The following is a 22,500-nucleotide window of genomic DNA, read 5'->3' as shown; positions in this document are numbered from 1 at the left end:
ATACAGGCAAGCGTCAAGGTTTGACTGCTTATCAAGCTATCCAGAAAGCTCTTTCTACTAACGGCTCTCTTTTTAGCCCTAGTTGAGCAATTACAGCAGAAGTTATACCAAAAACCAATCCGGCATCATCATCAAATAATTCAACCGTAGGCAAACTCTTCTCACCCACCACCGTTACTCGCACAGTATTCGCATCAATATTCGTAACTGTTATTTCAGTAATTCCCGCGCTTGGTTTCTCGGAACGAAATGTGAAAGCATTGCCCGAAGCTAAACGTAACTGTCCGCCAGACACATCGGCAATAAAATTATTGCCCGTACTGCGATTTGTGACTTGCAGTTGAGTTCCAAAAGTTGTCTGTAAAATTATTTCCACACCTTTATCCGTGGGATTTGCTTTAACACCTGTGATTGCTAAAAATTGATCCCCACTTCTTTGTTCTAGATTCGAGGGATTGATTGGTGTTGGTGTCTGTACCAGCATTCTGGCGCTAGTAATGGGAAGTTTGATTTCGCTTATTTGGGGAATGTTTTTAATTGCTTGACCCAACTTTGCTCTCCACAGTGAACTTGCAATTTGAGACTCAAAAAGTCGGGTTTTTCTGCAACCAAGAAGATCAACTGGGGATTTGGTGATCGCTACGCCCAAAGCAGGCATTGCAAATTCTTTATCTTTAACTCCAACCTTCTCATCTAATGCAGATTTGCCTATCGCCTGGGTAAAAGATTCGCCTATTCTATCTTCTAGTACTTCCTCAGATATCGCGGGAGTGCTGATAAAAAGAACAACCGCACCTGTCAGCAGCAGGCTTTGAAACAATTTATTTAACTTCATTTATTCGCTTACACTCAATCACACTACTTCGTCGTACCTGAAGAAACAATGACGATTTATGAAAAAAATTATTATTTAACTTGAATTATATTATGAAGTGATACAAAACACCAGATAATTGATAATTTTTCTTATTTAGTTATTAATCCTAATACCAATTCTGTATGAAGATGCGCCAAACGAAATGAGGAACGTAGACGCAAAGCGGCTTGCCGCAGGCTACCGCATTCGCGCAGCGTCTCGTTAGAGAAGGACGCATACTCCTACGGAGAAGCAAGCTACGCGCAGCGTCTCCAAGAGTTGGACACAAAGAAAGAAATAAGAAGCCAAGAAAATTCGGTGCAGCCTCACAAAGAAATGGTATAAGCAACACTTATTCTTAAGCCAGGTGTTTGCTTGACACATAACTAGAGGTTGTACTGCCAGATAAAACTACAGCCAATTTATTTATTAAAGATGACTTTTATCAACACTGGCACAATTCACGCCTTGATAGTAGCGCTTGAAATCGACTCTGCAAGAATTGCTATTTGCTGGGTAAATTGGGATATAGATGCGGAAAAATTTTCTGTGTAAACTTGACCAGCAAATGGTAATGAAAAACTATTATCAAGATTTTTTAATTCGTGATTGGGTGGAAAGCGATCGCACTAGAGCCGCCGAAGTCATCAGTTATGTATTATCAGAATACGGTCTGGGTTGGGAACCAAACGGTGCTGACCGAGATGTGCTGCGAGTAGAGGAATATTATTTAGCCACTGGGGGAGAGTTTTGGGTAATTGAACACCAAAGCCAGTTAGTGGGTACTGGGGCATACTACCCCATACATCGTGGCGAAAAAGCTGTAGAAATACGCAAAATGTATCTTTTGCCCAGCATCAGAGGTTTGGGATTGGGGAAATATTTGTTACAACAGCTAGAAGCAGCGATCGCAGATCGTGGTTTTAGGCAAATTTGGATTGAAACCGCCAGCGTTTTAGTGGAAGCAGTCAAGCTGTATGAAAGCAACGGCTATACTCCAGCAACAGGTGTGGAAACAACACGCTGTGTTGGCATTGCCAGCCGCAGGCATCGCGTGTATGTTAAGTTACTGCACAACAGTTAAAGGAGTTAACTCCTAATTCCTAATTTTTAAAATGCACACTTGGACTAAAAATCTCACAGGCTTACTCAATCTTTTTCTTCAATCCCATTGCCCTCTGTGCCAACGTGCAACCTCGGAAGAATTCTGTCAGAACTGCACCAGACAACTGCAAAAATGTCAACGAAAAGACCCGATTTCTCTGTGGCAAGAACCAATACCAGTATTTGGCTGGGGGGAATATGGTGGTCCCGTGAAACGAGCGATCGCGGCGATGAAATACGAAAATCAACCCCAAATAGCTCGTCCCTTTGGTCAATGGTTAGGAGAAGCATGGTTGTTAAATTCACCGAGGCGAGATAGCCAACCTATAGTAGTTCCCATTCCACTGCACCCTAGCAAGCAAAAGCAACGTAAATACAATCAAGCCGCACTGATCGCACAAAGCTTCTGTGAAATAACTGGATTAAAATTTAAACTAAACGGTTTAGCAAGAGTGCGAGAAACTGAAGCGCAATTTGGTTTATCAGTATCTAAACGAGAAAAAAACTTAGCTCAAGCTTTTGCTGTTGGCGAAGAATTTCGCCATCGTCCCCCAAATGTCCCAGTGCTGTTAGTGGACGACATTTATACTACTGGTGCTACTGCCAGGTCTGCTGTACAAACACTTCGTCAGTATGGAATTGTGGTCTTAGGATTAGTAGCAGTAGCCACTACCGTCAAAGACGGATAAATCCAGAATTAATGGGCAAGCTTTAACATATAAGTGTATAAATTGACCTAATTACCCTATTTTTCTGGAAAAAATTGCTTGAAATGTATGAATAAAGTTTTTGCGGCAGGTTTAAAACAACTCATCATCATTCCTGCCACATCGCTGGCAATAGGCATAAGTACAAGTGCAGCTTTTGCTCAAAATAAGTTGTATAGTCCAATTCCTTTATCTAACAGTACTGAAATTACTGATAGCCTCTCAGATAAAGACATTCCCACAGGTCAAGGTGGGTTTGCTCGTGATTACACAGTCAAGTTACAGAAGGGCGATAATTTAGCAGTTGACCTGTCATCTGAAAACTTTGACAGCATCATCACACTGCTGGCACCTGATGGATCGACTCTGGCAGAAAATGATGATGGCCCTGATGGTAGTAGCAATTCCCTACTATTTACCCGCATCGTAGAGACAGGGAATTATGTTATTCGTGTCCGGTCTTTTGGAGAAACTGGGGTTGGGGTTTTTAAACTCAAGGTGACAAAGCTGCAACCGATTAAGTAAAGTTAGGAGTCATTCAATTTTGGATTTTAGATTTTAGATTTTAGATTTTTCTTCAATCCAAAATCCAAAATTCAAAATCTAAAATTGACAGAGTTTGGAGTTTGGATTTTTAACTCCAAACTTTTCATTCCTCACTTCTAACTTCCTACAACGGTCAGCACGCAGAGAAATAAGGCTTCAGTCCACTCGACGACTGCGCCGTAGGTATCTCCAGTGTGTCCGCCTAATTTGTGGTTGAACCACGCACCAGTTAAAGTGGCGATCGCACTTCCAGCAATTATCATTGTCAGTGCGAGAAATAGCTGGTGTTTATCTATCAGCACAAGTAAACCACTTAAACAAAACAACAAAAATAATCCCGGTAACAAATCTTTGTAAGAACGAATGGCTTGTTTATGAAAGGCACCTTTGCCAGTTGGTTTCAGGTAAGGATATCGCGCGATCGCCACCTGTTGTCCCCAACGTCCCCACCCACAAGCAGCCATCAACAGTAACCAACGGTTTTCTGGCATATCTGTTAAGGCTGTTATTTTCAGGATCACCAAGGCGATCGCTGCCATTGCCCCAAAAGCACCTGTGGCACTATCTGCCATTACCTCCAGTCGCCGATCTGGGTCGCCCACTGCCAAACCATCAGCAGTATCCATTGCCCCATCTAAGTGTAGTCCTCCAGTAATGGCAATCCAAACACTTACTACCAAAGCACTACGAGTTAACACGGGCATACCAATATAATCCATCCCCGTATCCAGTAACCCTAAAATTCCCCCAATTATCAACCCTACAAGCGAAGCAAGCCGTGCCACTCCCCGAAAGTCCAATCCGTTCAAATTTGGGAGGGGAATACTGGTGTAAAATATCATACTAGCTGCCAGCATTAACAGCAGCTTTTTCCACCACTGTTGCTGTTTAGTCATCTTAGTTACATTAATATTTAGTTAATTGCTGGATAAGAGTGATAATTTTAGTACAATTCAACATCAGTAGACTTTAAAGCTTTAAATAAGATTTACTTCTATTAGAGATTATTACTGAAAATTTTGTTATCCTGGTCTAAGTAGTGATTAAATAATAATTGAGTGTTTTTTATACAAAAAACAAAAGATTCCGGAAAATAAAATTCCATCAGCAATCAAAATTTGTATTTTGTATTCGTTAACTAAAAACTTACTCTAAATTATTTAGACGATTGCCCCACAAAATTGATATTTTTTTAAATGTAGGGAGTAAACAAGCTATTCAATTATGACAGTTTAGCTATGTTGTCGCTCTCCTTAGCTCAATCGCTATTTTCCTATGAGTCACCATCTACCCGACACCAGGATACCAGCTCCGTGCATTATTAACACGGGCATCATTGTGAATAAACTCGACATCCGGCGATTGCTGGCAGATTTAGGTCGAGTCCACTACATCTACACCCAAGAAGATAAGGTACTGAGCGAGGGTGAAGGGGATGTGATGGAAGTTTTTGCTAATCCACAAAGGTCTACCTTAGTGGCTAACCATGCGCTATACTTAAATGTTTGTAGTTTTGATTACTTGGAACTAAAACAGTCACCGCAACAAGAAACCTACTTCGATTTGATCCAAGAAGGAGTGTGTCTGCGGTTGATTCCCTGCTCAACCCCTTTACAAGAGCGACGAGAGCGAAACTTCAATGTCAGCGCCATAGAAGCGATGATGGAGCAAGTCCTCTCAGCCAGATGGGATGCAGAAATTGACGATGACTGTTCTGATTCTTTCTAAAATAGCGACTACTATACCAATTTTATCTGAGGCTGCGCTTTATTTATGTAGGGGCAATTTATGAATTGCCCCTACATTCGGATGTTTTGCCTAAGTCCTATAGGCGCATTTTCAAAAATCTAAAATGGCATGAGCGCGAATTTTTCCTTTGAATGTCTTGCTTGCTGTAGTCAGACAAAAGCTAGAGCAGGAGTGTTTTTCACTCCTCACGGTATTGTAGAAACCCCCAGATTTATGCCAGTGGGAACGCTGGCGAATGTCAAAACTCTCACCCCATCTCAGCTACGAGATACTGGGGCGCAAATGGTTTTATCCAATACTTATCATCTTCACCTACAACCAGGGGAAGCGATCGTGGCTGGAGGTGGTGGGTTGCACAAATTTATGGGTTGGAACGGCCCAATGCTCACAGATTCGGGTGGGTTTCAGGTGTTCAGCTTAAGTGAGATGCGAAAAATTACTGAAGAAGGGGTCACTTTTCGCTCACCCCATGATGGACAAATTATTAACTTAACACCAGAGCGCTCCATTGAAATTCAAAATACTTTGGGGGCAGATGTGATTATGGCCTTTGATGAGTGTCCGCCCTACCCAGCTACTCGCCAAGAGGTAGAAACTGCAACTGAGCGCACTTACCGCTGGTTAGAACGCTGCATAACGGCTCATCAAAGCAGTGAGCAAGCTTTGTTTGGGATTGTGCAAGGGGGCGTATATTTGGATTTGCGTTGCCGTGCGGCTGAAGCTTTGGCTAAGTTGGATTTGCCTGGATATGCCATTGGTGGCGTCAGTGTGGGAGAACCACCAGAATTGATGGCTGAGATAGTAAAAGTCACAGCACCGCTTCTACCCCCGGAAAAGCCGCGTTATTTGATGGGTGTGGGTACTTATCGGGAAATGGCGATCGCGATCGCATCTGGTGTAGATTTATTTGATTGCGTAATTCCCACCCGTTGGGCGAGACACGGTACAGCAATAGTCCAGGGCGGACGCTGGAATTTAAAAAATGCTAAGTTTCGTGAAGATTTTACGCCATTAGATGAAACTTGCCCCTGCTACACTTGTCAAAATTTTAGCCGTGCTTACGTATCTCATTTAGTGCGATCGCAGGAGATTTTAGCTTACACCTTGTTGAGCATTCACAACATTACCGAACTAATTCGCTTTACGCAGCATATTAGAGAAGCAATATTGAGCGATCGCTTCACCACAGAATTTGGTCACTGGCTCAACTCATCTGAATCAGTACCAGATGAGGAAGAAATGACAAATAACTATTGACCAATGACCAAGACCCAAACTATGTTAAGATACTTCTCAATTATGAAAGCTGTGTTGGATAGGTGGATTTAAACAAACATGGAAGCAGCACTTTTATTAGCAAAACTGCCTGAAGCTTACCAAATCTTCGATCCCTTAGTGGACGTTCTCCCAGTTATTCCCGTATTCTTTTTGTTGCTTGCTTTCGTTTGGCAAGCAGCCGTGGGATTTAGGTAAGTTAATCTATTTTCAATTTATAGGACAGATGCTATACCTGTCCTATTTTTTTGTAGCATCATGTTTTCTAAAATTAATACTTATTAATATTTTGTAATGAATTAATATAATAAATAAGATTTGAATCAAGCCATGTCAATATGAAGCCTTGAAAGCCAAGCTTAAGTCAAGGAGAAATTCAGTTATGGGTAATATCAAATTCGTTAAAGAAAATAAGGAACTAGTGGTGGCGGATGGTGCTAATCTCCGGCTGAAAGCGATGCAAAATGGCATTGATATATATAAATTGATTGGCAAGATGACGAATTGCGGTGGTAATGGCCAGTGTGGCACTTGCGTTGTCGAGATAGTCGAAGGACTAGAAAATCTTTCCCCCCGCACAGATGTAGAGAACCGAAAATTCAAAAAAAAGCCAGAAAATTACCGTCTTGCCTGCCAAACTTTAGTGAATGGGTCAGTCAGTGTAGTCACCAAACCTTAAATTCTCACATCTGCCATTTTCAATTTTTATCCAGTCAGTAGTCAAAATACTTACCAAAATTGAGTTTCCTGATTTTGAATTTTGAATTTTGAATTTTGAATTGGTATAACTCTGTCATCTATGATGCTATCCTAATCTTGTTGACTGGAAAATTAAGAGAGGCTTTCTTGCCATGCAAGTTAATGACCTGGGGTTCATAGCGAGCATTTTGTTCGTACTGGTTCCCGCTGTGTTTTTATTAATTCTGTACATCCAAACTGCTAGCCGACAAGGTGGAAAAGATAGTTAAGAGTTTGTGTATAAAATAAATACCCCCTACACTAGTGTAGGGGTTTTTATTTATCATGCTAACTGAGTGCTGAATCAAATAAAAAGTACTCGGCACGCTTGAGCTTAAGCAATTGTTCGCGCTAACAGTACTGGACAAGTGGCATTAACTCGAACATAGTCAGACAAGGAAGAACCGATGAGTCGGTCTATATCAACAAAACTCTTAGCAATGGATGGACGACGATCTGGGGAACCGAGTAATAATAAGTCTACATTCAACTCGTCTGCCAACCGACAAATTTCTTCACCAGGTTTGCCACTGCTGATATAAGAACGAGATTGAATGCCCTGTTTTTGAGCTTCTGCAACTGCGGCTGCTAAAACTGGATTTTTATCTGAGTTCACCTCGGTTATTTCTGATTTTTTACCACCTAAATCTGTAGCAACATTTGCCAAGATTAACTGGCCGCCCTGAATATCTCGCAGTAAAAACATTGCTAATTTCAAGCAGTTTTTTGCGGAATCAGAGTTGTCTATTGCCACCATAATGCGCTTAATTCTTTTGACATAAATGTCATCTTTTACCAGCAACATGGGGCGAGAAGATAGTTGGAAAACATACTGACTGACTGAGTTCGATAAAATCGATTGCAGGCGTTTAAGTCCGCGTGAACCCATAATAATCAAGTCAGCGTCGATTTCATCAGCTAGTTGGCAAACTACATCTTTGGGTTCGCCTTCACGCAAAATTGAAGAAACTTGACTAGGATCTAAATTCAAAGTTTGAATTGCATTCGCAAGAATTTTACCACCATTTTCCCATTTAGCTGTCATGGTAGTAGCAGTACTTTGTGCAGGAACAACATGCAAAATTGTAACTTTTGCAGATTGAATTGAAGGGACTTCTTTCAGGGTTTTGAGCATTTCTTCTGCGTGTCCCAATCCCGATACAGCCAGCAAAATTCTTCTGATCATCTTACGTATTTTTTGTGAAGTTTACTTTTGTTTTCGCTGTTAGTACTTGGCTATGGTCAGATTTTTCCCACCTTGCTCGACAACCTAGTTAGTCAGTTGGCACAAATAAACTTTGTTTTTTAGTATTTAACATTCAAATAAATGGCAAAGTAGAAAAAACTCAACAAATGTTTAAGTTTCTTTGCACCTAGTTACTTAAATTCTCAACTAGACTTCAATTATTAAGCATACTCTCAACTTAGCCTAAGTAACTTAATAAATTCTGATGTTAATTATTATTTTTAATCTATGTTCACTTTTTTTAATTAAAAGTTAGTTAAGTATTGCAAAGAAATGCCAAAATAACTCTTCAGGAAAATTGATTCAGTGCAACCTCTAACAGGCGATGTCTACGACGGGCTATGCCTACGCCTTGAATAGTCTACACTACTCGTGAATTTTCCCTATTCTCCGCCTTTTTTTAACTTTATTGCAGTTTTGGTAACTCAGATAGGATTGCTATATCCGAACACCAGAAGAATGTGGGATAATAGCGTCCGAATTCGGATGTTCTAATAGTCGAAGTCATATTTCATACTATATTGAAACCCCCCAGATTATATTTGGGGGGTTTGGTTAATTACTTGTGAGATTTGCTTAACTTAGATGTGCTCCTGGTTGTCCGTTTTGGACTACAAAGGAAGCTAGGGTTTTGACAGAGGCATTCAAGTCAACAATGCTTGATACAACGCGGTAGTCACTTTGCCAGCGTTCTGGGGTAAGGTTGCAGCGGACGTATCCCCGGTAAGCACCGTCAAAAAACTTAGTATGAGGATTATTACGTAGGGCAGCTTGAGCTGGAGCGATGAATTGGGTAGGAAAGTCAGAGGTAATTGAAGTTCCTACAAACTCAGTGCCTACCGTCGGTGATTTTGGGTTATTAAAGTCAAGCTTTAGGTCGTGTACCCAACTAGAATGGATGTCTCCGCTAATCACCACTGGATTAGAAGGTTGACGCTGGTTTAGAAAACTCAGGAGGCGATTCCGTGCAGCTACGTAGCCGTCCCACTGATCCATATTGAATACACCTGGACCTGGACTACTATTGAAATTGTACTCGGCAAACATCACCTGTTGAGCAATCACATTCCAGCGCGATCGCGACTGATCTAACCCTTTTCGTAGCCACTGCTCTTGTTTTGAGCCAGTCATGGTAGCATTGGGATCAAAAGCTTGGGGGCAGCGAGGCTTGAGTCCATCATCACAAGGTTGGTTAGTGCGGTACTGCCTCGTGTCTAGGACGTTGAACTCAGCTAAATTACCGAAAGTCAACCGCCGATAAAGCAGTGCGTCTGGGCCATTAGGCAGTGAAGACCGACGTAGAGGCATATGTTCATAGTAAGCCTGGTAAGCATTAGCTCGCCGTTTCCTAAAAGCCTCTTGGGTTTGGTTGTCTTCAGGGATTAAGTTGGCGTAGTTATTGTCAACTTCATGATCATCCCAAGTGACAATCCAGGGAAAACCAGCATGAGCAGCTTGGAGACTCTGATCTGTTCTGTACAGGGCGTAGCGATCGCGGTAGTCGGCAAGAGTGATGATTTCTGGACTGTTATGCTGGCGGGGACCACCGGATTGTGGCCCGTATTCGTAGATGTAGTCACCCAGATGAACCACAAGGTCGAGGTTTTCATCAGCCAAATGCCGATAAGCCGTATAGTAGCCATTTTGCCAGTCTTGACAAGAGACAAAAGCAAAATTCAGTTCTTGGATATAGCTATAAAATGCTGGTGCTGTGCGAGTCCGTCCAATGGGGCTAACTTCCCTACCTGCTTGAAATTGATACCAGTACCAACGGTCAGGGTCTAGTCCACGGACATCAACGTGGACTGAGTGTGCTAACTCTGGTGTTGCCAGCACTGTTCCTCGCCGCACCACCTGTCTCATGTTTTCATCAAGGGCGACTTGCCACCGCACTGGGACATTTACGAATGGCATTCCACCTCCAGAGAGTGGATTTGGAGCCAGTCGTGTCCAGATAACAACACCATCCGGCAAAGGATCACCAGAGGCAACACCAAGACTGAACGGATAGCCAGAAAACCTTGAGTTAGCCAATACTGGATGCCATTGGCTAGCGATTGTTAACCCCGTTAAGAATCCTGCACCCAACAAAAAACTCCGCCGTCTGCATCGATTTGCTAGCAGGCGCGTGCCATCCATAAGTTCCATATTCATCTCTACCCAGATGTAAATACAGTTGGCATTCAGGAGGGTCAGTTGTGAAAAGCACAAATAATGACTTGATTTGACTGGTCTCCCAATTGCTGCTCAACCAAACACAAGGAACCTAGCAACCCAGGATCAAGCACAAATTAAGATTTTGTTAAGTTTAAAATTGAATTGGGGCATGGGGGAGCAAGTGGGGTCATTGGGAGAATTTTGTGGGGATTGAGACCTCAACTAAAATAGAACTGCCGCTACAGGCACTCTTGTAAAACTCTTTTCTAATTTATGAATTACGAATTCTAGCGGATTTCAACTTAGTGAAATACACTACCTAAGTCTCAAAGCCTGCCATAAAGCCTGTTTTACTTCTGAATTCGGAATTCTACTTCCTGTATAAATTACGAATTATTTAAAACCTGCCATTTCCCTGAACAATGTGCTTAACAGTGGTCAAAGTTTCTAGGCTGATAAATCCCCGACGATGACCTTTTTGGTTAGACATGCCGAGAAATACTGAATCTCCCCGCGAGGGGTTGCGGGAAAAACGCGGCGAAGTGTTGATGTAGGTAGAGGCACTGTTAACTCCTAAAGCAAACTGCCGACTTTCCTGGTAGGATTCAGTAACGATGCAGTCGGCATGACCACTGCTGTATTCGTTAATCCAGGCGATCGCAGGCTCTAAGCTATCCACCAGTTTAAAAGCTACTGTCCTAGTTAAATAAGGGTTTCCCCATTCGCCTTCTTTGGCCAGCTGCAATTGGGGAAAGGCTTCTACTAGTTCTGCATCTCCTTTAATTTCAAAGCCTTTTTCCTTCAAACTGTTCCACAGAACGGCTATTGAAGACCGCAAAGCTTGGCGATGAATTAGTACCTTTTCAATGGCATTAACTTGGTCTGGTTCGCTTTGATGGCTATCAAGAATCATCCAGCGCACCATTTCTAAGTTGCTATTGAGTGACCAGTAGAGGTAACAATTACCCATCGCTGATTTTAAGACTGGGCAAGTTGACTGTCTTACTACCTGCTGTATCAAGCCGGAACGTCCGTAGGGAATCGCTAAATTCAGGTACTGATCTTGGGTAACTAAATCCCGAATCGAAGCACCATGTTCTGCTGTGATCAGTTCTAGACAGCCCGGAGGTAGACCAACTTGGGCGATCGCATTTTGCAGTACCTCAGCGATCACCGCGTTAGAATGGCTAGCTTCAGTACTGCCTTTGAGAATTAGACAATTGCCAGTTTTGATACAAAAACCCGCTGCGATCGCCCCTAAATCCGGGAACGCCTCATAAATAAATCCAATCACTCCCAAGGGCATTAACTGGGTGTAACTCTGGGAATCTTCCAGTTGATAATCAGCAGTTCTGACGCGCCGCAGCGGATCTGATAATTCCCCCAACCGTTGTAAAATGTCTACTGTCATCTCTAACCTTGTGGGAGTCAGCTTCAGCCAGTCCAATATCAACTCTGGCACTGCCATTTCCCGACTGGCTTCTAAATCCAAGGTGTTGGCTTCTAGAATGTCGTCAAATGAGCGCTCAAGGGCTTGTGCCATCGCCAGTACTGCACGACTCCGGTCTGCTCCCTTTGTGATCCCCAACTTTAGGGAGGCTTGATAGGCTCGTTGGGCACTAGTAATCGGTTCGGGGTGATCATCCAAAACTTCAACAGTCATTGAGTTAACGTCTGTAGGTAAGCCAGACCATTAATGCTGGCAGAATAGCCAATAGCACCGCCACCATTGCCCAAGCAATAATGCTGGAACCATTTGCCAATCGCAGTGCTAATGGCAGCCATATAATCACTAGCACGAAAATAATGCCAAGTGCTATAGGTAGATAGCTTTCTCCCAAGCGGGGATGAACAACATGCCAACTATTTCCTATCCAACGCCAAGCCCGCTTGTAGGGATAGGTGGTAGAAAGCTGTTCTAGCACATGACCATTATCTTCTACTACAAAGATTTGCTGACAGCGATCGCAACCAAATGCTTCTGTCAGCGTAATCGGAATTAACTGACCCCGGCGACGACAGGGACAGGGGTATTCGGTATTGAAGTCTATTTTTTCGGGTTTTTGAGATTGCACAAGCGTTCTAATAACTTGAGCGTGTTTTACACAAACTGCGAGAATATGATCCCTTAATAAATGCCTTAGAGGCTTCTCTCTTTATGAAGATAGACAGGCGATGCAAACAGTAGATGCAGCAGACTCTAAATATTCTAATTGCCATATGAGTACGGGGTTTTCTGTTTGTAGTCTTTTCCCGAACTGGCAATCTTATTTAAAAATTTCCTTCTCTTCATTTATCGCTTTCAAGGTAATATGGTTGCGTTTTTGGATTTATTGTGCTGACACACCTGGTACAATTTTAAGTCTACGTGGTGAGCACTCCTAAAATAAATCGTTTGGTAAGGCTACGTTCATAAACAACAGACACCAATAAACCCTAGATTTTCCTTTGGGTCACTATATATTACTATCCAGTTATCAAGGTTAGATCGGGATTAGTTGACAAGCGTTTCAAGAGCGGGAATTGCCAAAACATCCAGAGCGTCTGTGTAACTCTTTGCTTAAATACATTGTGGCTAACTTTACTGCTAAAAGACCCTTTGCACTTTACAACACTATTATTTAACCAGCCACCTTTAGTCCAGTGTAATACACCCTAAGTAAGTCGGCGTAAATAATGAAAGATTTGTAGTCAGGGCTTTAGCCCTCAAAGTCAGGGCTTTAGCCCTGACTAAAAACTAATTTCACTATTTTTTACAGTAGTTAATATAGTTTGAGTTATTCTCACTGACTTACTTACAGAAACTGAATTGATTACACCTATAAAGATTGTATCCAAGCTAATCCATATCTAGATTAGTCTAAAGCTGGGTTTTATATTTCTTAGGAATGATTTTAGTGGACGATATTCAAATTCTGACAGTAGATGATTTCTTTGTTCAATCTGTCCACATTCGGATCATTTCACACAGATGCAGCGCGAATCAACAAACACTTCAACGCACCCTAAAAATACGAAACCTCTTGGTATTTTTAACTCCAAGAGGTTTTAATTGGAAGCGGGTAACGCGATTCGAACGCGCGACATTCACCTTGGCAAGGTGACGCTCTACCACTGAGCTATACCCGCAATCAATAACCAAATATTAGTCTCTCAGATTTATCCCTAATTGTCAACCCCTTAATTTAGTTTTGAGCGCCGAGTTTTTTAACTTATAACTCAGCACTCATCCGATTAGGCAGTAATTGATAAACTCACTCACTCACTTATAGTGCACAGAGGCAAACGACTCGTGCGAACGCCACCTGCTCTTCTAGTCGCAGTCAGTTTAAGAATAACTACTTACGTTTGGAAGCATTCTAATCCGGAGAAATATCGGCTACTTAGTACGCACATTGAGGCGTTAACACAAAAAGAGCAAGTAATTACATATTTCTCGTCCTAATAGTTGTTTTGAGCGTCTAGAGGGATATTTGACTACGAATTTTAGATTTTAGATTTTAGATTTTAGATTTTAGATTTTTTGGTTCATACCCCGCCCCGGACAACTCTTGGAGACGCTAACGCGTAGCTTGCTTCCCCGTAGGGGTACGTCCCGCTGTTCGCTTTCGTGGGCGGAACAAATCCAAAATTCTCAGTTTTATTATTCGGCTTGCCCCATATCCTTGTGGTCGGGGTCAATCCAAAATCCAAAATCCAAAATCCAAAATTGATTGACTATCCCTTTCCTGCTTGGCTTGGAAAATCGAGCTTGTCTTTATACCTGAGAGTGTCAATTAGCCCAGTTCTTCTGACTCCACAGTTAAATTGCCAACACTGGCACTTTGAAAAGAGGCTGGCAAAGACTGGCTATTACGAGAATATGGCTCTGCCAGATTAGAACGCAATTGCCGCATCAGGCTTGCCATTTCTAGGGCATTCAGGGCATAATCCCAGCCATGATTACCTTTTATCCCTGCCCGTTCTAAAGCTTGCTGCATAGTGTCTACTGTCAAAATGCCAAAAATTACTGGCACACCAGTTTGAAAGCTAGCGGCAGCAATACCTTTAGAAACTTCTGAGGATACGTAATCAAAATGGGGTGTTTGCCCTCGAATGACTGCACCTAAACAAATTACAGCATCATAACGATGGGAAAGTGCTAGTTGGCGTGCTACTAAAGGTACCTCAAAACTTCCTGGTACCCAAACATAGTCCACCTGACTACCGTGGGGGTTAGGGTCTACACCGTGGCGTTTCAAGCAATCTTGACATCCCTCTAGCAGCTTTCCAGTAACAAGGTCATTAAATCGACCAATCACCACTGCAAACCGCAAAGGCTCCGTTTGAGTAAAAGTTCCCTCGAAAACTGCCATGACTGCCTCTTAATCAACTATACTTTTTCCGGTCAATATACATTTCTTATTTAAATGTAGAGGAGCAGGAAAGCATGGTCAAAAGAAAGGAAATAGGAAAAATCTCTCCTTTTTTCCTTTAATCTTTGACCTTGGCTTTTCTGCCCCTCTATTTCTTATATTATGTGCCTGCGCCAGAGTGAAGCCGTCGCCTACACGACAAAAAAGTTTAACAAACCAACTAAAAATACCAAACCAATCCAGACGCCAGAACCAAGCCAGAGCAGTTTTTTAGATTCAACCCAATTTTGGGGAGTGGCGTAAGCAACGGGGACGCCCACAACCAGGACAAAAGACAACACGACTAGACCTATCAAGGCAAACTGGAATATTACGGTCATTTTTGCTTCTCCCAATACAGCGAAATAGTGATATGTCCTACACTAACAGTAAGCTGTACAGTGTAGGCAACGAGTATGACTCCTGCTATTGCATAGGACATTTCCAGAAGCTCTGGTTTTATGTCCCCCTGATGCCCCACCACCGACAGGTTGATTTTTTCTTCCTTTTGTAGCCCACAAATTTTACGACACAGGATGAATTGCTTATGACTTTTGCACTGATGTGTCAACCAAGGGTAAATTTGCATTTTTTGAAAGGAAGTCTACTCGTTTCCCGTTGTCCAACCTTTGACATAGGTTTCCCAGAGGGCAGTAAGCGAGGTGTATCAACGACTGTGACGGCGAGTAACCAATTAAATCATACAACGCTCTGATCCAATACGCTTGGGTTAAAACTTAACTCTTTGCCAAAGGGAATTTTTTTAACGAACCGCAAAGGACGCATTCGCGTAGCGTCTCGTACAGAAGGACGCAAAGCAAGAGAAAGAAGAGAAGGAAGAAATGCTTAACTGAACTGTATTGCGCCCTGATCATCTATTTCAGAATATTTGACAATTAGGGTGCTGACTCTGAGGGCTAAAAGATGAGGCTTCTGCTCATTTTAGCTAAAGAGCGACACTGACACTTTTTTCTTGTTGTTAAGTTACCAAAAATCGCAACATTTTAGTCGTTTGTTCTTTGTATAACTACCGATGACCAATGACTAATCACTCTTAACTATGGATTTAATTCTTTGCCACACAACAGCAGATTTTGACGCACTAGGAGCAGCAGTAGGGTTAACGCGGCTACTACCGGGAAGTAAGATTGTCCTGACTGGCGGTTCTCACCCTACTGTACGGGATTTTTTAGCATTGCATCGGGATGAATATCCGCTGATTGAACGCCGTTCGGTGAATCCAGAAAAAATTCGTTCTTTGACTGTGGTGGATACGCAACAGCGCGATCGCTTGGGTAAAACTGCTGAGTGGTTAGATTTACCGCATTTAACAGAGATTATAGTTTATGACCATCACTTAGGACAAGAATCAGATATTCCCGCCAAGCGATCGCATATTTCCTCAGTAGGAGCCACCACAACTTTAATTGTGGAGCTATTGCAACAACAGCAAATTTCTTTAACTCCTACTGAAGCAACTGTAATGGCTTTGGGTATCCATGTTGACACTGGCTCCTTGACCTTTGACCAATCCACACCACGGGATGCCTTGGCTTTGGCTTGGTTGATGCAACAAGATGCCAGTTTACCAGTAATTTCTACCTACCGTGACCCTGGCTTGTCTTTGCAATTGCAGCAGCTATTAACTGAATCGCTGGAAAATTTAGAATATCTCTGTCTACATGGATATACGGTTGCTTGGGTAACTCTGAAAACAGATGGTTTTGTGCCGGGGCTATCGAGTCTGGCTTCAGAACTCGTGGAATTAACCGAAATTGATGCCATACTATTAGCCAATGAATATCCTTTGAGTGAAAGTGATTCCCGCTTAACAGTAATTGGGCGATCGCAAATTCCCAAAACGAATCTTAACCTATTATTCCAACCTCTAGGTGGCGGCGGTCATTCACAAGCCGCATCGCTAAACCTAAGGGGGGTTGATTCGCAGGCAATATTAAAACAACTCCTAGACGGGGTAAAAGCGCAAATTCCCCATCCTCCCACCGCTAGGGATTTGATGTCCTCTCCTGTTCGCACTATTCTGCCTGAAACCACAATTGCCGAAGCACAGCGCATTTTATTACGCTATGGACAGTCTGGTTTATCTGTAGTCGATGCTCAAGGGCAACTGGTAGGTATTATTTCGCGGCGGGATATCGATATCGCCTTGCATCACGGATTTAGTCATGCACCAGTCAAGGGTTACATGACTACGAATCTCAAAACGATTACACCAGATACGACATTGCCACAAATTGAGTCAGTGATGGTGACATACGATATCGGACGCTTACCAGTATTGGAAAATGGGCAGTTAGTTGGTATCGTCACTCGTACTGATGTTTTGCGGGAATTACATCAGGAAAGGGCTGAAGACGGAGGAGGGGGAAAGGCAAAGAGGGTGAAAAGTAATATTAATCTCCCTCAATTGCAAACTAAACTTGCTCCTCAGTTATGGCAATTACTCACCACAGCATCGCAAGAAGCAGAAAAACGGGGTTGGCATCTTTATCTTGTCGGAGGTGCGGTGCGGGATTTGCTGTTAGCTGACGCAGCAGGCAGCTTGATGATTAAAGATATTGACCTCGTAGTTGATGGCTTTCACAAATCAGCAGATGTTGGTGCTGGTGTGGAACTAGCTTCATCACTCCAACAACTTTATCCTGCGGCTCGCTTAGAAATCCACGGGGCTTTTCAAACTGCTGCTTTGTTGTGGCACAAAGACCCAGAATTAGATTCTCTATGGGTAGATATTGCTACGGCTAGGACAGAATTTTATCCTTACCCAGCAGCGAATCCAGAAGTTGAGGCGAGTTCAATTCGTCAAGACTTGTATCGTCGGGATTTTACCATGAATGCGATCGCCTTACGGCTTACTACCCCTCGTTCAGGTGAATTACTTGACTTCTTTGGCGGTTTACTGGATTTAGAAGCCAAGCAAATTCGGGTTTTACATGCCAACAGCTTTATCGAAGACCCCACCCGCATTTATCGTGGTGTGCGCTTTGCCGTGCGCTTTGGATTTCAGATAGAACCACAAACTGAAGAGTTTATCCGCTATGCGATCAACAGTGGCGTTTACGATCGCACTGCTCAAGAGAATAGCAGAACTCCAGCCCTGCAAACTAGACTGAAAACAGAATTAAAATACATTCTCGAAGCCCCCTACTGGAAATCGGCTTTGCAGTTACTCGATAACTTAGGGGCATTGCAATGTATCCATCCTACTCTGAAGCTAGACGCAGAACTTCTGCGACAATTACGCTTGCTAGAACGCTGCTTGCGGCGATTTGACCCGCAACCAACCCTTATCCATTGGGAAATGCGCTTAGAAACGTTAATCGCCCACGTAACATCACAATATCGGGCGAAAGTAGCAAAAAATCTGCAATTGCCAGAAGATAGCATTGCAAGGCTGAAGAACTTAGCTCAAGTTCAAACTGAGGTGATGACATTATTACCCAGTTTGCAACGCCCCAGTCAAGTAGTGCAATTGCTGCGACAGTACGATTTACCAATGCTGATTTTAATCGCCGTGCAAAGTTCACAAGAGATTAGACATCAAATTTGGGAATATTTAACTGTTTGGGCTAATGTGCAGCCACTATTGAATGGCAATGATTTAAAGAAACTTGGTTACAAACCAGGGCCCCAGTATCGGCAAATATTAGATAATGTAGTTGCTGCTACTTTGGATGGAGTGATTAAAGATAAGACTGAGGCTAAAGAGTTTTTAGCCAAGCATTATTCTCAGTAATTTCTATTTCCCATATCTAGTTTTTATGCAAACACAAAAAAATACTTCACTCCAGAGGAATATTTACAAATAGAGGATGCGATTAACATTCTTATTGAAAGATAAATCGTACTACATTCACGCTTTGCGAAAACAAGCAAATGCTTCCGGCACACTATGCTATGGCAGTAGTCTAAATAGTATCTGGGTCGATATTTAACTCCCGCAGTTTTGCTGCCAAACGTTTTCCCTTTTGTTCTAATAGTTCTGCCGTTTCTTCAGGTGTTGGTACTAGTTGCTCATCTCGTGTAAAAAACCGCAATAGTCCCTGATAAATTCCCAAATATAACCCTAACTGATGACTCCACAAATATCCTTGTTCACTTGCTTGTAAAGGTTGATATTCTCCATCTACTAAATGAAATCCTGCAAACTCTTGTGTGTAAGGGTCAAACCAAAAATAATCTGGTGTGCGGAAAGTATCTTGATAAATTGTTTTCTTTAAATCTTTGTCGGTATTTGCTGTTGATTCTGAAAGAATTTCCAGAATTACATTCGGATATTTGCCATATTCTTCCCAAACTACCCAACTTTTACGGGTTTTACGTTCAGTTCCCAGCACTACAAAAAAGTCTGGTCCTCGGAAGTGTTCCGATTTCAGTTGGCGCGGACTGTAGTAGATAGTCAGGTTTCCTGCCGCATAGAAATCATTTCTGTCTCGCCACAGCCATTCCAGACATTTGAAAAGTAGGATTATTTGCCGTAGATGCAGTTCGGTTTCCAAGGGAGGCTCATCACTATATAAATCGCCAGGGGGAAATATAACATCTTGGCAGATGCCTTTTTTAGAATCTAATTCTTGAGCAATAGTCATAGAATGGATATGGCATCAAGTAGTTATAAATTTATTTTAGCAGGCTCACTTGCTTGTAAAGGTTGATACTCTCCATCTCCTAAATGAAATCCCGCAAATTCTTGTGTGTAGGGGTCGAACCAAAAATAATCAGGTATGCAGAAAGTATCTTGATAAACTTTTTACTTTAAATCCTTGTCAGTATTAGCTGTTGATTGAGAAAGAATTTCTATAATTACATTTGGATATTTGCCATATTCTTCCCAAACGACCCCACTTTTACAGGTTTTACGTTCAGTTACTAACATTACAAAAAATGGATATTGAAACTGTCGAACAAATAATCGTAAGTATCAATGATTATCAAGTAGCACTTTGGGTAATTTTCCATAATCTAAACCGAATTAATATTACTCAAAGTTTCAAATTGAGAGAGCAAGCCTTATAAGATGTTTGGAAAGTCTAATTTATTACTTGCCTTGGCGACTGGAAATCTCGGCTACACGAGACTTAACCCACGTACCTTGCGAATTCGCCAACGGGGTACGTGGGTTAAAAACCCTTGATTCATCCCTTCCACGGAGGTGGACTTCGTTTGTGTAGTAGCGAATTATATTCGTCTAATACTTTTCAAACATCCTCTTACAAATGACAACCTATTCACCCAGTACACCAAAGTAATATTATCGAGAGTTACTGGAATGTCACGATTTACAAATGACAACCTATTCACCCAGTACACCAGAGTAATATTATCGAGAGTTACTGGAATGTCACGATATATGTGATCCCAGGTCGGTGTAGCTCTCGTTTGTGTGCCCGTAAACTTGGCAATTCTATTCGCCAAGGCTGAAGTCGCATATCGCGTCACGTAAATCTCTAACTCCCCAGCAGAAGCCGTAAAGCATACAGGCAAGTTATAATTCTCTTGCGGATCAACGTAATAAAAATTTATGAGTAACCCCCTTGTACAAGCCTTTTTCGTAGGCAGAGCGGTAGCTGAAGTAGTTAATGAGCGTTTAGAGGTCGCCTTGACCGATGCTTTGAGTGATCTAGGCAAATTTGATGCGGAAGCTAGAGAGCAGTTGCGCCAGTTTACAGAAGAAGTCCTAGAGCGGGCAAATCGGTCAGCAGAAGTTGCTAATGCTGGTCAACCTACCACAGGTAGTGGGCAAGCTAATTCTGATTCAGGTGACTTGCAAGCAGATATTGATGAATTACGAGCAGAAATTGCCCTGTTACGAACAGAATTGCAACATTATCGCCGAACTTCTGCATAAATTTAGTCGTTGGTCATTGGTCATTAGTCATTAGGCCAAAAATTATGCACAAATGACAAAGGACAAAACACAAATGGCACTTGATCAAAAACAGTTTAGGAATCAGAGTGTCTTTTCTTCTAACTGATTCGGTTGCAAACCAACGGTACACACAGCATATGGAACAAGGTTATTCAGATAAGGCATACCGTTGGAATCGGGAAAAATACTCTAGCAGACGGCGTTTTGTGGACATTTGGTCTTTTGTCTTGACGTTATTGTTCAAACTTTGGCTATACAACAAATCTTGGAGTTATCCAGGTGGTGTGACTGAGGCAAAGCAAGCTGCAAGACGCAAAACCCAAGCAGTCTGGATTCGCAATACCCTGCTGGATTTAGGGCCAACCTTTATCAAAGTTGGGCAACTGTTTTCTACGCGTGCTGATATATTCCCTGGTGAATATGTAGAAGAACTAGCCAAGTTACAAGACAAAGTACCGGCATTTAGCTATGAACAAGTAGAATCGACGATTGAGAAAGAACTAGGCAAGAAAATTCCTGAACTATTCCATAATTTTGAACCTATTCCCTTAGCTGCTGCTAGCTTGGGGCAAGTACACAAAGCTGTACTGCATACTGGGGAATCGGTTGTTGTCAAGGTGCAACGTCCTGGACTAAAGAAGTTATTTGAAATAGATTTACAAATTCTCAAGGGAATTACCCGCTACTTTCAAAACCATCCCAAATGGGGACGGGGGCGAGATTGGTTGGGTATTTATGAAGAGTGTTGCCGCATTCTTTGGGAAGAAATTGATTATCTTAACGAAGGTCGTAACGCCGATACTTTTCGCCGGAACTTTCGTGGCTACGATTGGGTGAATGTCCCAAGAATATACTGGCGTTACGCCACTTCTAGAGTACTGACCTTGGAATATCTCCCTGGAATTAAAATTAGCCAGTATGAAGCTTTAGAAGCAGCGGGTTTGGATCGAAAGGCGATCGCTCGTCAAGGCGCTCAAGCTTACTTACTACAGTTACTCAATAGTGGCTTTTTCCACGCCGATCCTCACCCAGGCAATATTGCTATTAGTGCAAGTGGTGCTTTGATATTCTACGATTTTGGCATGATGGGGCGGATTAAGTCCAACGTCCGTGAAGGATTGATGCAAACACTGTTTGGCATTGCCCAAAAAGATGGGGATCGCGTTGTTCAGTCTCTGATCGATTTAGGCGCGATCGCCCCAACCGATGACATGGGCCCAGTGCGGCGTTCCGTCCAGTATATGCTGGATCATTTCATGGATAAGCCTTTTGAAAATCAATCGGTCGCGGCAATTAGTGACGACCTTTACGAAATAGCTTATAATCAGCCATTTAGATTTCCAGCAACCTTCACTTTTGTGATGCGAGCCTTTTCTACCTTAGAAGGGGTAGGCAAAGGTTTAGATCCAGAGTTTAACTTTATGGAAGTTGCCCAACCATATGCAATGCAGCTTATAACCGATATGAATGGTTCTGAGGGGAATAGCTTTCTTAACGAATTAAGTCGCCAAGCAGCTCAGGTAAGTAGTACTGCGTTGGGTTTACCACGTAGGTTAGAGGACACGCTAGAAAAGCTAGAACGGGGAGACATGCGCTTGCGCGTTCGGTCTATAGAAACTGAACGGCTGTTGCGGCGGCAGAGCAGTATTCAGCTTTCAATAAGCTATGCTCTGTTAATCAGTGGTTTCACACTTTCAGCTACGATTTTAGTGGTTACCAATTATGTATGGTGGGCACTAGTGCCTGGTTTAATTGCAGCAGGGCTTTCAGTGATCCTGATCCGACTACTTTTACGCCTAGACCGTTACGATCGGATGTATTAATTGTTGCAAAAAATT

General features: G+C 42.4%; 19 protein-coding genes, 1 tRNA gene and 2 pseudogenes. 11 read left to right on the top strand and 11 right to left on the bottom strand.

The features are described from left to right. Positions 1 to 82 precede the first annotated feature (82 nt). Positions 83 to 658, bottom strand: a pseudogene (locus V7K46_RS29800) (AMIN domain-containing protein); the annotation flags it as partial. 772 nt (positions 659 to 1,430) lie between these two features. Between V7K46_RS29800 and V7K46_RS29795 the strand changes: the two are divergent. From V7K46_RS29795 to V7K46_RS29785, 3 genes are all read left to right on the top strand, one after another. Next, a complete protein-coding gene (locus V7K46_RS29795) occupies positions 1,431 to 1,940 on the top strand; it encodes a GNAT family N-acetyltransferase (RefSeq protein WP_335119687.1) in 510 nt (169 codons plus the stop codon). A gap of 31 nt (positions 1,941 to 1,971) precedes the next feature. Then, positions 1,972 to 2,649, top strand: a complete 678-nt coding sequence (locus V7K46_RS29790) for a ComF family protein (protein ID WP_335119684.1) — start codon at positions 1,972 to 1,974, stop codon at positions 2,647 to 2,649. An 87-nt stretch (positions 2,650 to 2,736) separates the two neighbouring features. After that, a complete protein-coding gene (locus tag V7K46_RS29785) occupies positions 2,737 to 3,192 on the top strand; it encodes a PPC domain-containing protein (protein ID WP_335119682.1) in 456 nt (151 codons plus the stop codon). 137 nt (positions 3,193 to 3,329) lie between these two features. Here the strand turns inward: V7K46_RS29785 and cobS are convergent, their stop codons facing one another. Continuing rightward, positions 3,330 to 4,109 carry an adenosylcobinamide-GDP ribazoletransferase gene (gene cobS, locus V7K46_RS29780; protein WP_335119680.1) on the bottom strand — a complete coding sequence of 260 codons (780 nt, stop codon included), beginning with the start codon at positions 4,107 to 4,109 and terminating at the stop codon, positions 3,330 to 3,332. A 379-nt stretch (positions 4,110 to 4,488) separates the two neighbouring features. Here cobS and V7K46_RS29775 point away from each other — a divergent pair, with 379 nt between their 5' ends. The 5 genes from V7K46_RS29775 to psbM all read left to right on the top strand — a co-directional run bounded on the left by V7K46_RS29775 (position 4,489) and on the right by psbM (position 7,205). Further along, positions 4,489 to 4,941, top strand: coding sequence for a hypothetical protein (locus tag V7K46_RS29775; RefSeq protein WP_335119678.1), 453 nt, complete (start codon positions 4,489 to 4,491; stop codon positions 4,939 to 4,941). Between the two features lie 129 nt (positions 4,942 to 5,070). Next, a complete protein-coding gene (tgt, locus tag V7K46_RS29770) occupies positions 5,071 to 6,219 on the top strand; it encodes a tRNA guanosine(34) transglycosylase Tgt (RefSeq protein ID WP_335119676.1) in 1,149 nt (382 codons plus the stop codon). A 78-nt stretch (positions 6,220 to 6,297) separates the two neighbouring features. Continuing rightward, a complete protein-coding gene (locus V7K46_RS29765; protein WP_006195022.1) occupies positions 6,298 to 6,435 on the top strand; it encodes a photosystem II reaction center protein K in 138 nt (45 codons plus the stop codon). 184 nt (positions 6,436 to 6,619) lie between these two features. Further along, positions 6,620 to 6,916 carry a 2Fe-2S iron-sulfur cluster-binding protein gene (locus V7K46_RS29760; protein WP_335119675.1) on the top strand — a complete coding sequence of 99 codons (297 nt, stop codon included), beginning with the start codon at positions 6,620 to 6,622 and terminating at the stop codon, positions 6,914 to 6,916. A gap of 172 nt (positions 6,917 to 7,088) precedes the next feature. Beyond that, entirely contained in the window at positions 7,089 to 7,205 is a 117-nt protein-coding gene (gene psbM, locus V7K46_RS29755; protein ID WP_273762658.1) for a photosystem II reaction center protein PsbM, read from the top strand. Between the two features lie 104 nt (positions 7,206 to 7,309). On the opposite strand, the gene V7K46_RS29750 is transcribed toward psbM, so the two are convergent. From V7K46_RS29750 to psbZ, 7 genes are all read right to left on the bottom strand, one after another. Continuing rightward, positions 7,310 to 8,161, bottom strand: a complete 852-nt coding sequence (locus tag V7K46_RS29750; protein WP_335119673.1) for a universal stress protein — start codon at positions 8,159 to 8,161, stop codon at positions 7,310 to 7,312. Positions 8,162 to 8,797: 636 nt separating this feature from the next. After that, complete coding sequence (locus V7K46_RS29745; protein ID WP_335119705.1) at positions 8,798 to 10,369, bottom strand: alkaline phosphatase D family protein; 1,572 nt, start codon at positions 10,367 to 10,369, stop codon at positions 8,798 to 8,800. Positions 10,370 to 10,775: 406 nt separating this feature from the next. Continuing rightward, a complete protein-coding gene (locus V7K46_RS29740) occupies positions 10,776 to 12,041 on the bottom strand; it encodes a glutamate-5-semialdehyde dehydrogenase (protein ID WP_335119671.1) in 1,266 nt (421 codons plus the stop codon). 4 nt (positions 12,042 to 12,045) lie between these two features. After that, a complete protein-coding gene (locus V7K46_RS29735; protein ID WP_335119669.1) occupies positions 12,046 to 12,453 on the bottom strand; it encodes a hypothetical protein in 408 nt (135 codons plus the stop codon). Positions 12,454 to 13,435: 982 nt separating this feature from the next. Continuing rightward, positions 13,436 to 13,507, bottom strand: a tRNA-Gly gene (locus V7K46_RS29730). 647 nt (positions 13,508 to 14,154) lie between these two features. Next, positions 14,155 to 14,733: a 6,7-dimethyl-8-ribityllumazine synthase gene (gene ribH, locus V7K46_RS29725; protein ID WP_273762652.1), complete on the bottom strand. Its 579-nt coding sequence runs from the start codon at positions 14,731 to 14,733 to the stop codon at positions 14,155 to 14,157. Positions 14,734 to 14,924: 191 nt separating this feature from the next. Next, entirely contained in the window at positions 14,925 to 15,113 is a 189-nt protein-coding gene (gene psbZ, locus V7K46_RS29720; RefSeq protein WP_335119667.1) for a photosystem II reaction center protein PsbZ, read from the bottom strand. Between the two features lie 719 nt (positions 15,114 to 15,832). On the opposite strand from psbZ, the gene V7K46_RS29715 reads away from it, so the two are divergent. Beyond that, entirely contained in the window at positions 15,833 to 18,529 is a 2,697-nt protein-coding gene (locus V7K46_RS29715) for a CBS domain-containing protein (protein WP_335119665.1), read from the top strand. 172 nt (positions 18,530 to 18,701) lie between these two features. Here V7K46_RS29715 and V7K46_RS29710 read toward each other — a convergent pair whose 3' ends face one another. Both V7K46_RS29710 and V7K46_RS29705 read right to left on the bottom strand, forming a co-directional pair. Then, positions 18,702 to 19,382 (bottom strand): Uma2 family endonuclease, encoded by a 681-nt coding sequence (locus V7K46_RS29710; protein WP_335119663.1) that lies wholly within the window; start codon positions 19,380 to 19,382, stop codon positions 18,702 to 18,704. Between the two features lie 47 nt (positions 19,383 to 19,429). After that, a pseudogene (locus V7K46_RS29705) lies at positions 19,430 to 19,678 on the bottom strand (Uma2 family endonuclease); the annotation flags it as partial. A gap of 636 nt (positions 19,679 to 20,314) precedes the next feature. Between V7K46_RS29705 and V7K46_RS29700 the strand changes: the two are divergent. Both V7K46_RS29700 and V7K46_RS29695 read left to right on the top strand, forming a co-directional pair. Then, the gene (locus V7K46_RS29700; protein ID WP_273762648.1) at positions 20,315 to 20,641 is read left to right on the top strand and encodes a DUF6825 family protein; all 327 of its coding nucleotides are present in this window, start codon (positions 20,315 to 20,317) and stop codon (positions 20,639 to 20,641) included. A 158-nt stretch (positions 20,642 to 20,799) separates the two neighbouring features. Beyond that, positions 20,800 to 22,485: an ABC1 kinase family protein gene (locus tag V7K46_RS29695; protein WP_335119703.1), complete on the top strand. Its 1,686-nt coding sequence runs from the start codon at positions 20,800 to 20,802 to the stop codon at positions 22,483 to 22,485. Positions 22,486 to 22,500 lie beyond the last annotated feature (15 nt).

The sequence above is a fragment of the Nostoc sp. genome (genome assembly GCF_036917395.1).
Lineage (GTDB): Bacteria > Cyanobacteriota > Cyanobacteriia > Cyanobacteriales > Nostocaceae > Nostoc.
Note: the sequence above shows the minus strand (reverse complement) of the source record. Positions and strands in the feature narration are given on the sequence as shown.

Bases quoted from the DNA above. Each gene is read 5' to 3' on its own strand.
- V7K46_RS29795 (WP_335119687.1), top strand. From the start codon at position 1,431: ATGAAAAACTATTATCAAGATTTTTTAATTCGTGATTGGGTGGAAAGC.
- V7K46_RS29790 (WP_335119684.1), top strand. From the start codon at position 1,972: ATGCACACTTGGACTAAAAATCTCACAGGCTTACTCAATCTTTTTCTT.
- V7K46_RS29785 (WP_335119682.1), top strand. From the start codon at position 2,737: ATGAATAAAGTTTTTGCGGCAGGTTTAAAACAACTCATCATCATTCCT.
- cobS (WP_335119680.1), bottom strand. From the start codon at position 4,109: ATGACTAAACAGCAACAGTGGTGGAAAAAGCTGCTGTTAATGCTGGCA.
- V7K46_RS29775 (WP_335119678.1), top strand. From the start codon at position 4,489: ATGAGTCACCATCTACCCGACACCAGGATACCAGCTCCGTGCATTATT.
- tgt (WP_335119676.1), top strand. From the start codon at position 5,071: ATGAGCGCGAATTTTTCCTTTGAATGTCTTGCTTGCTGTAGTCAGACA.
- V7K46_RS29765 (WP_006195022.1), top strand. From the start codon at position 6,298: ATGGAAGCAGCACTTTTATTAGCAAAACTGCCTGAAGCTTACCAAATC.
- V7K46_RS29760 (WP_335119675.1), top strand. From the start codon at position 6,620: ATGGGTAATATCAAATTCGTTAAAGAAAATAAGGAACTAGTGGTGGCG.
- psbM (WP_273762658.1), top strand. From the start codon at position 7,089: ATGCAAGTTAATGACCTGGGGTTCATAGCGAGCATTTTGTTCGTACTG.
- V7K46_RS29750 (WP_335119673.1), bottom strand. From the start codon at position 8,161: ATGATCAGAAGAATTTTGCTGGCTGTATCGGGATTGGGACACGCAGAA.
- V7K46_RS29745 (WP_335119705.1), bottom strand. From the start codon at position 10,369: ATGGAACTTATGGATGGCACGCGCCTGCTAGCAAATCGATGCAGACGG.
- V7K46_RS29740 (WP_335119671.1), bottom strand. From the start codon at position 12,041: ATGACTGTTGAAGTTTTGGATGATCACCCCGAACCGATTACTAGTGCC.
- ribH (WP_273762652.1), bottom strand. From the start codon at position 14,733: ATGGCAGTTTTCGAGGGAACTTTTACTCAAACGGAGCCTTTGCGGTTT.
- psbZ (WP_335119667.1), bottom strand. From the start codon at position 15,113: ATGACCGTAATATTCCAGTTTGCCTTGATAGGTCTAGTCGTGTTGTCT.
- V7K46_RS29715 (WP_335119665.1), top strand. From the start codon at position 15,833: ATGGATTTAATTCTTTGCCACACAACAGCAGATTTTGACGCACTAGGA.
- V7K46_RS29710 (WP_335119663.1), bottom strand. From the start codon at position 19,382: ATGACTATTGCTCAAGAATTAGATTCTAAAAAAGGCATCTGCCAAGAT.
- V7K46_RS29700 (WP_273762648.1), top strand. From the start codon at position 20,315: ATGAGTAACCCCCTTGTACAAGCCTTTTTCGTAGGCAGAGCGGTAGCT.
- V7K46_RS29695 (WP_335119703.1), top strand. From the start codon at position 20,800: ATGGAACAAGGTTATTCAGATAAGGCATACCGTTGGAATCGGGAAAAA.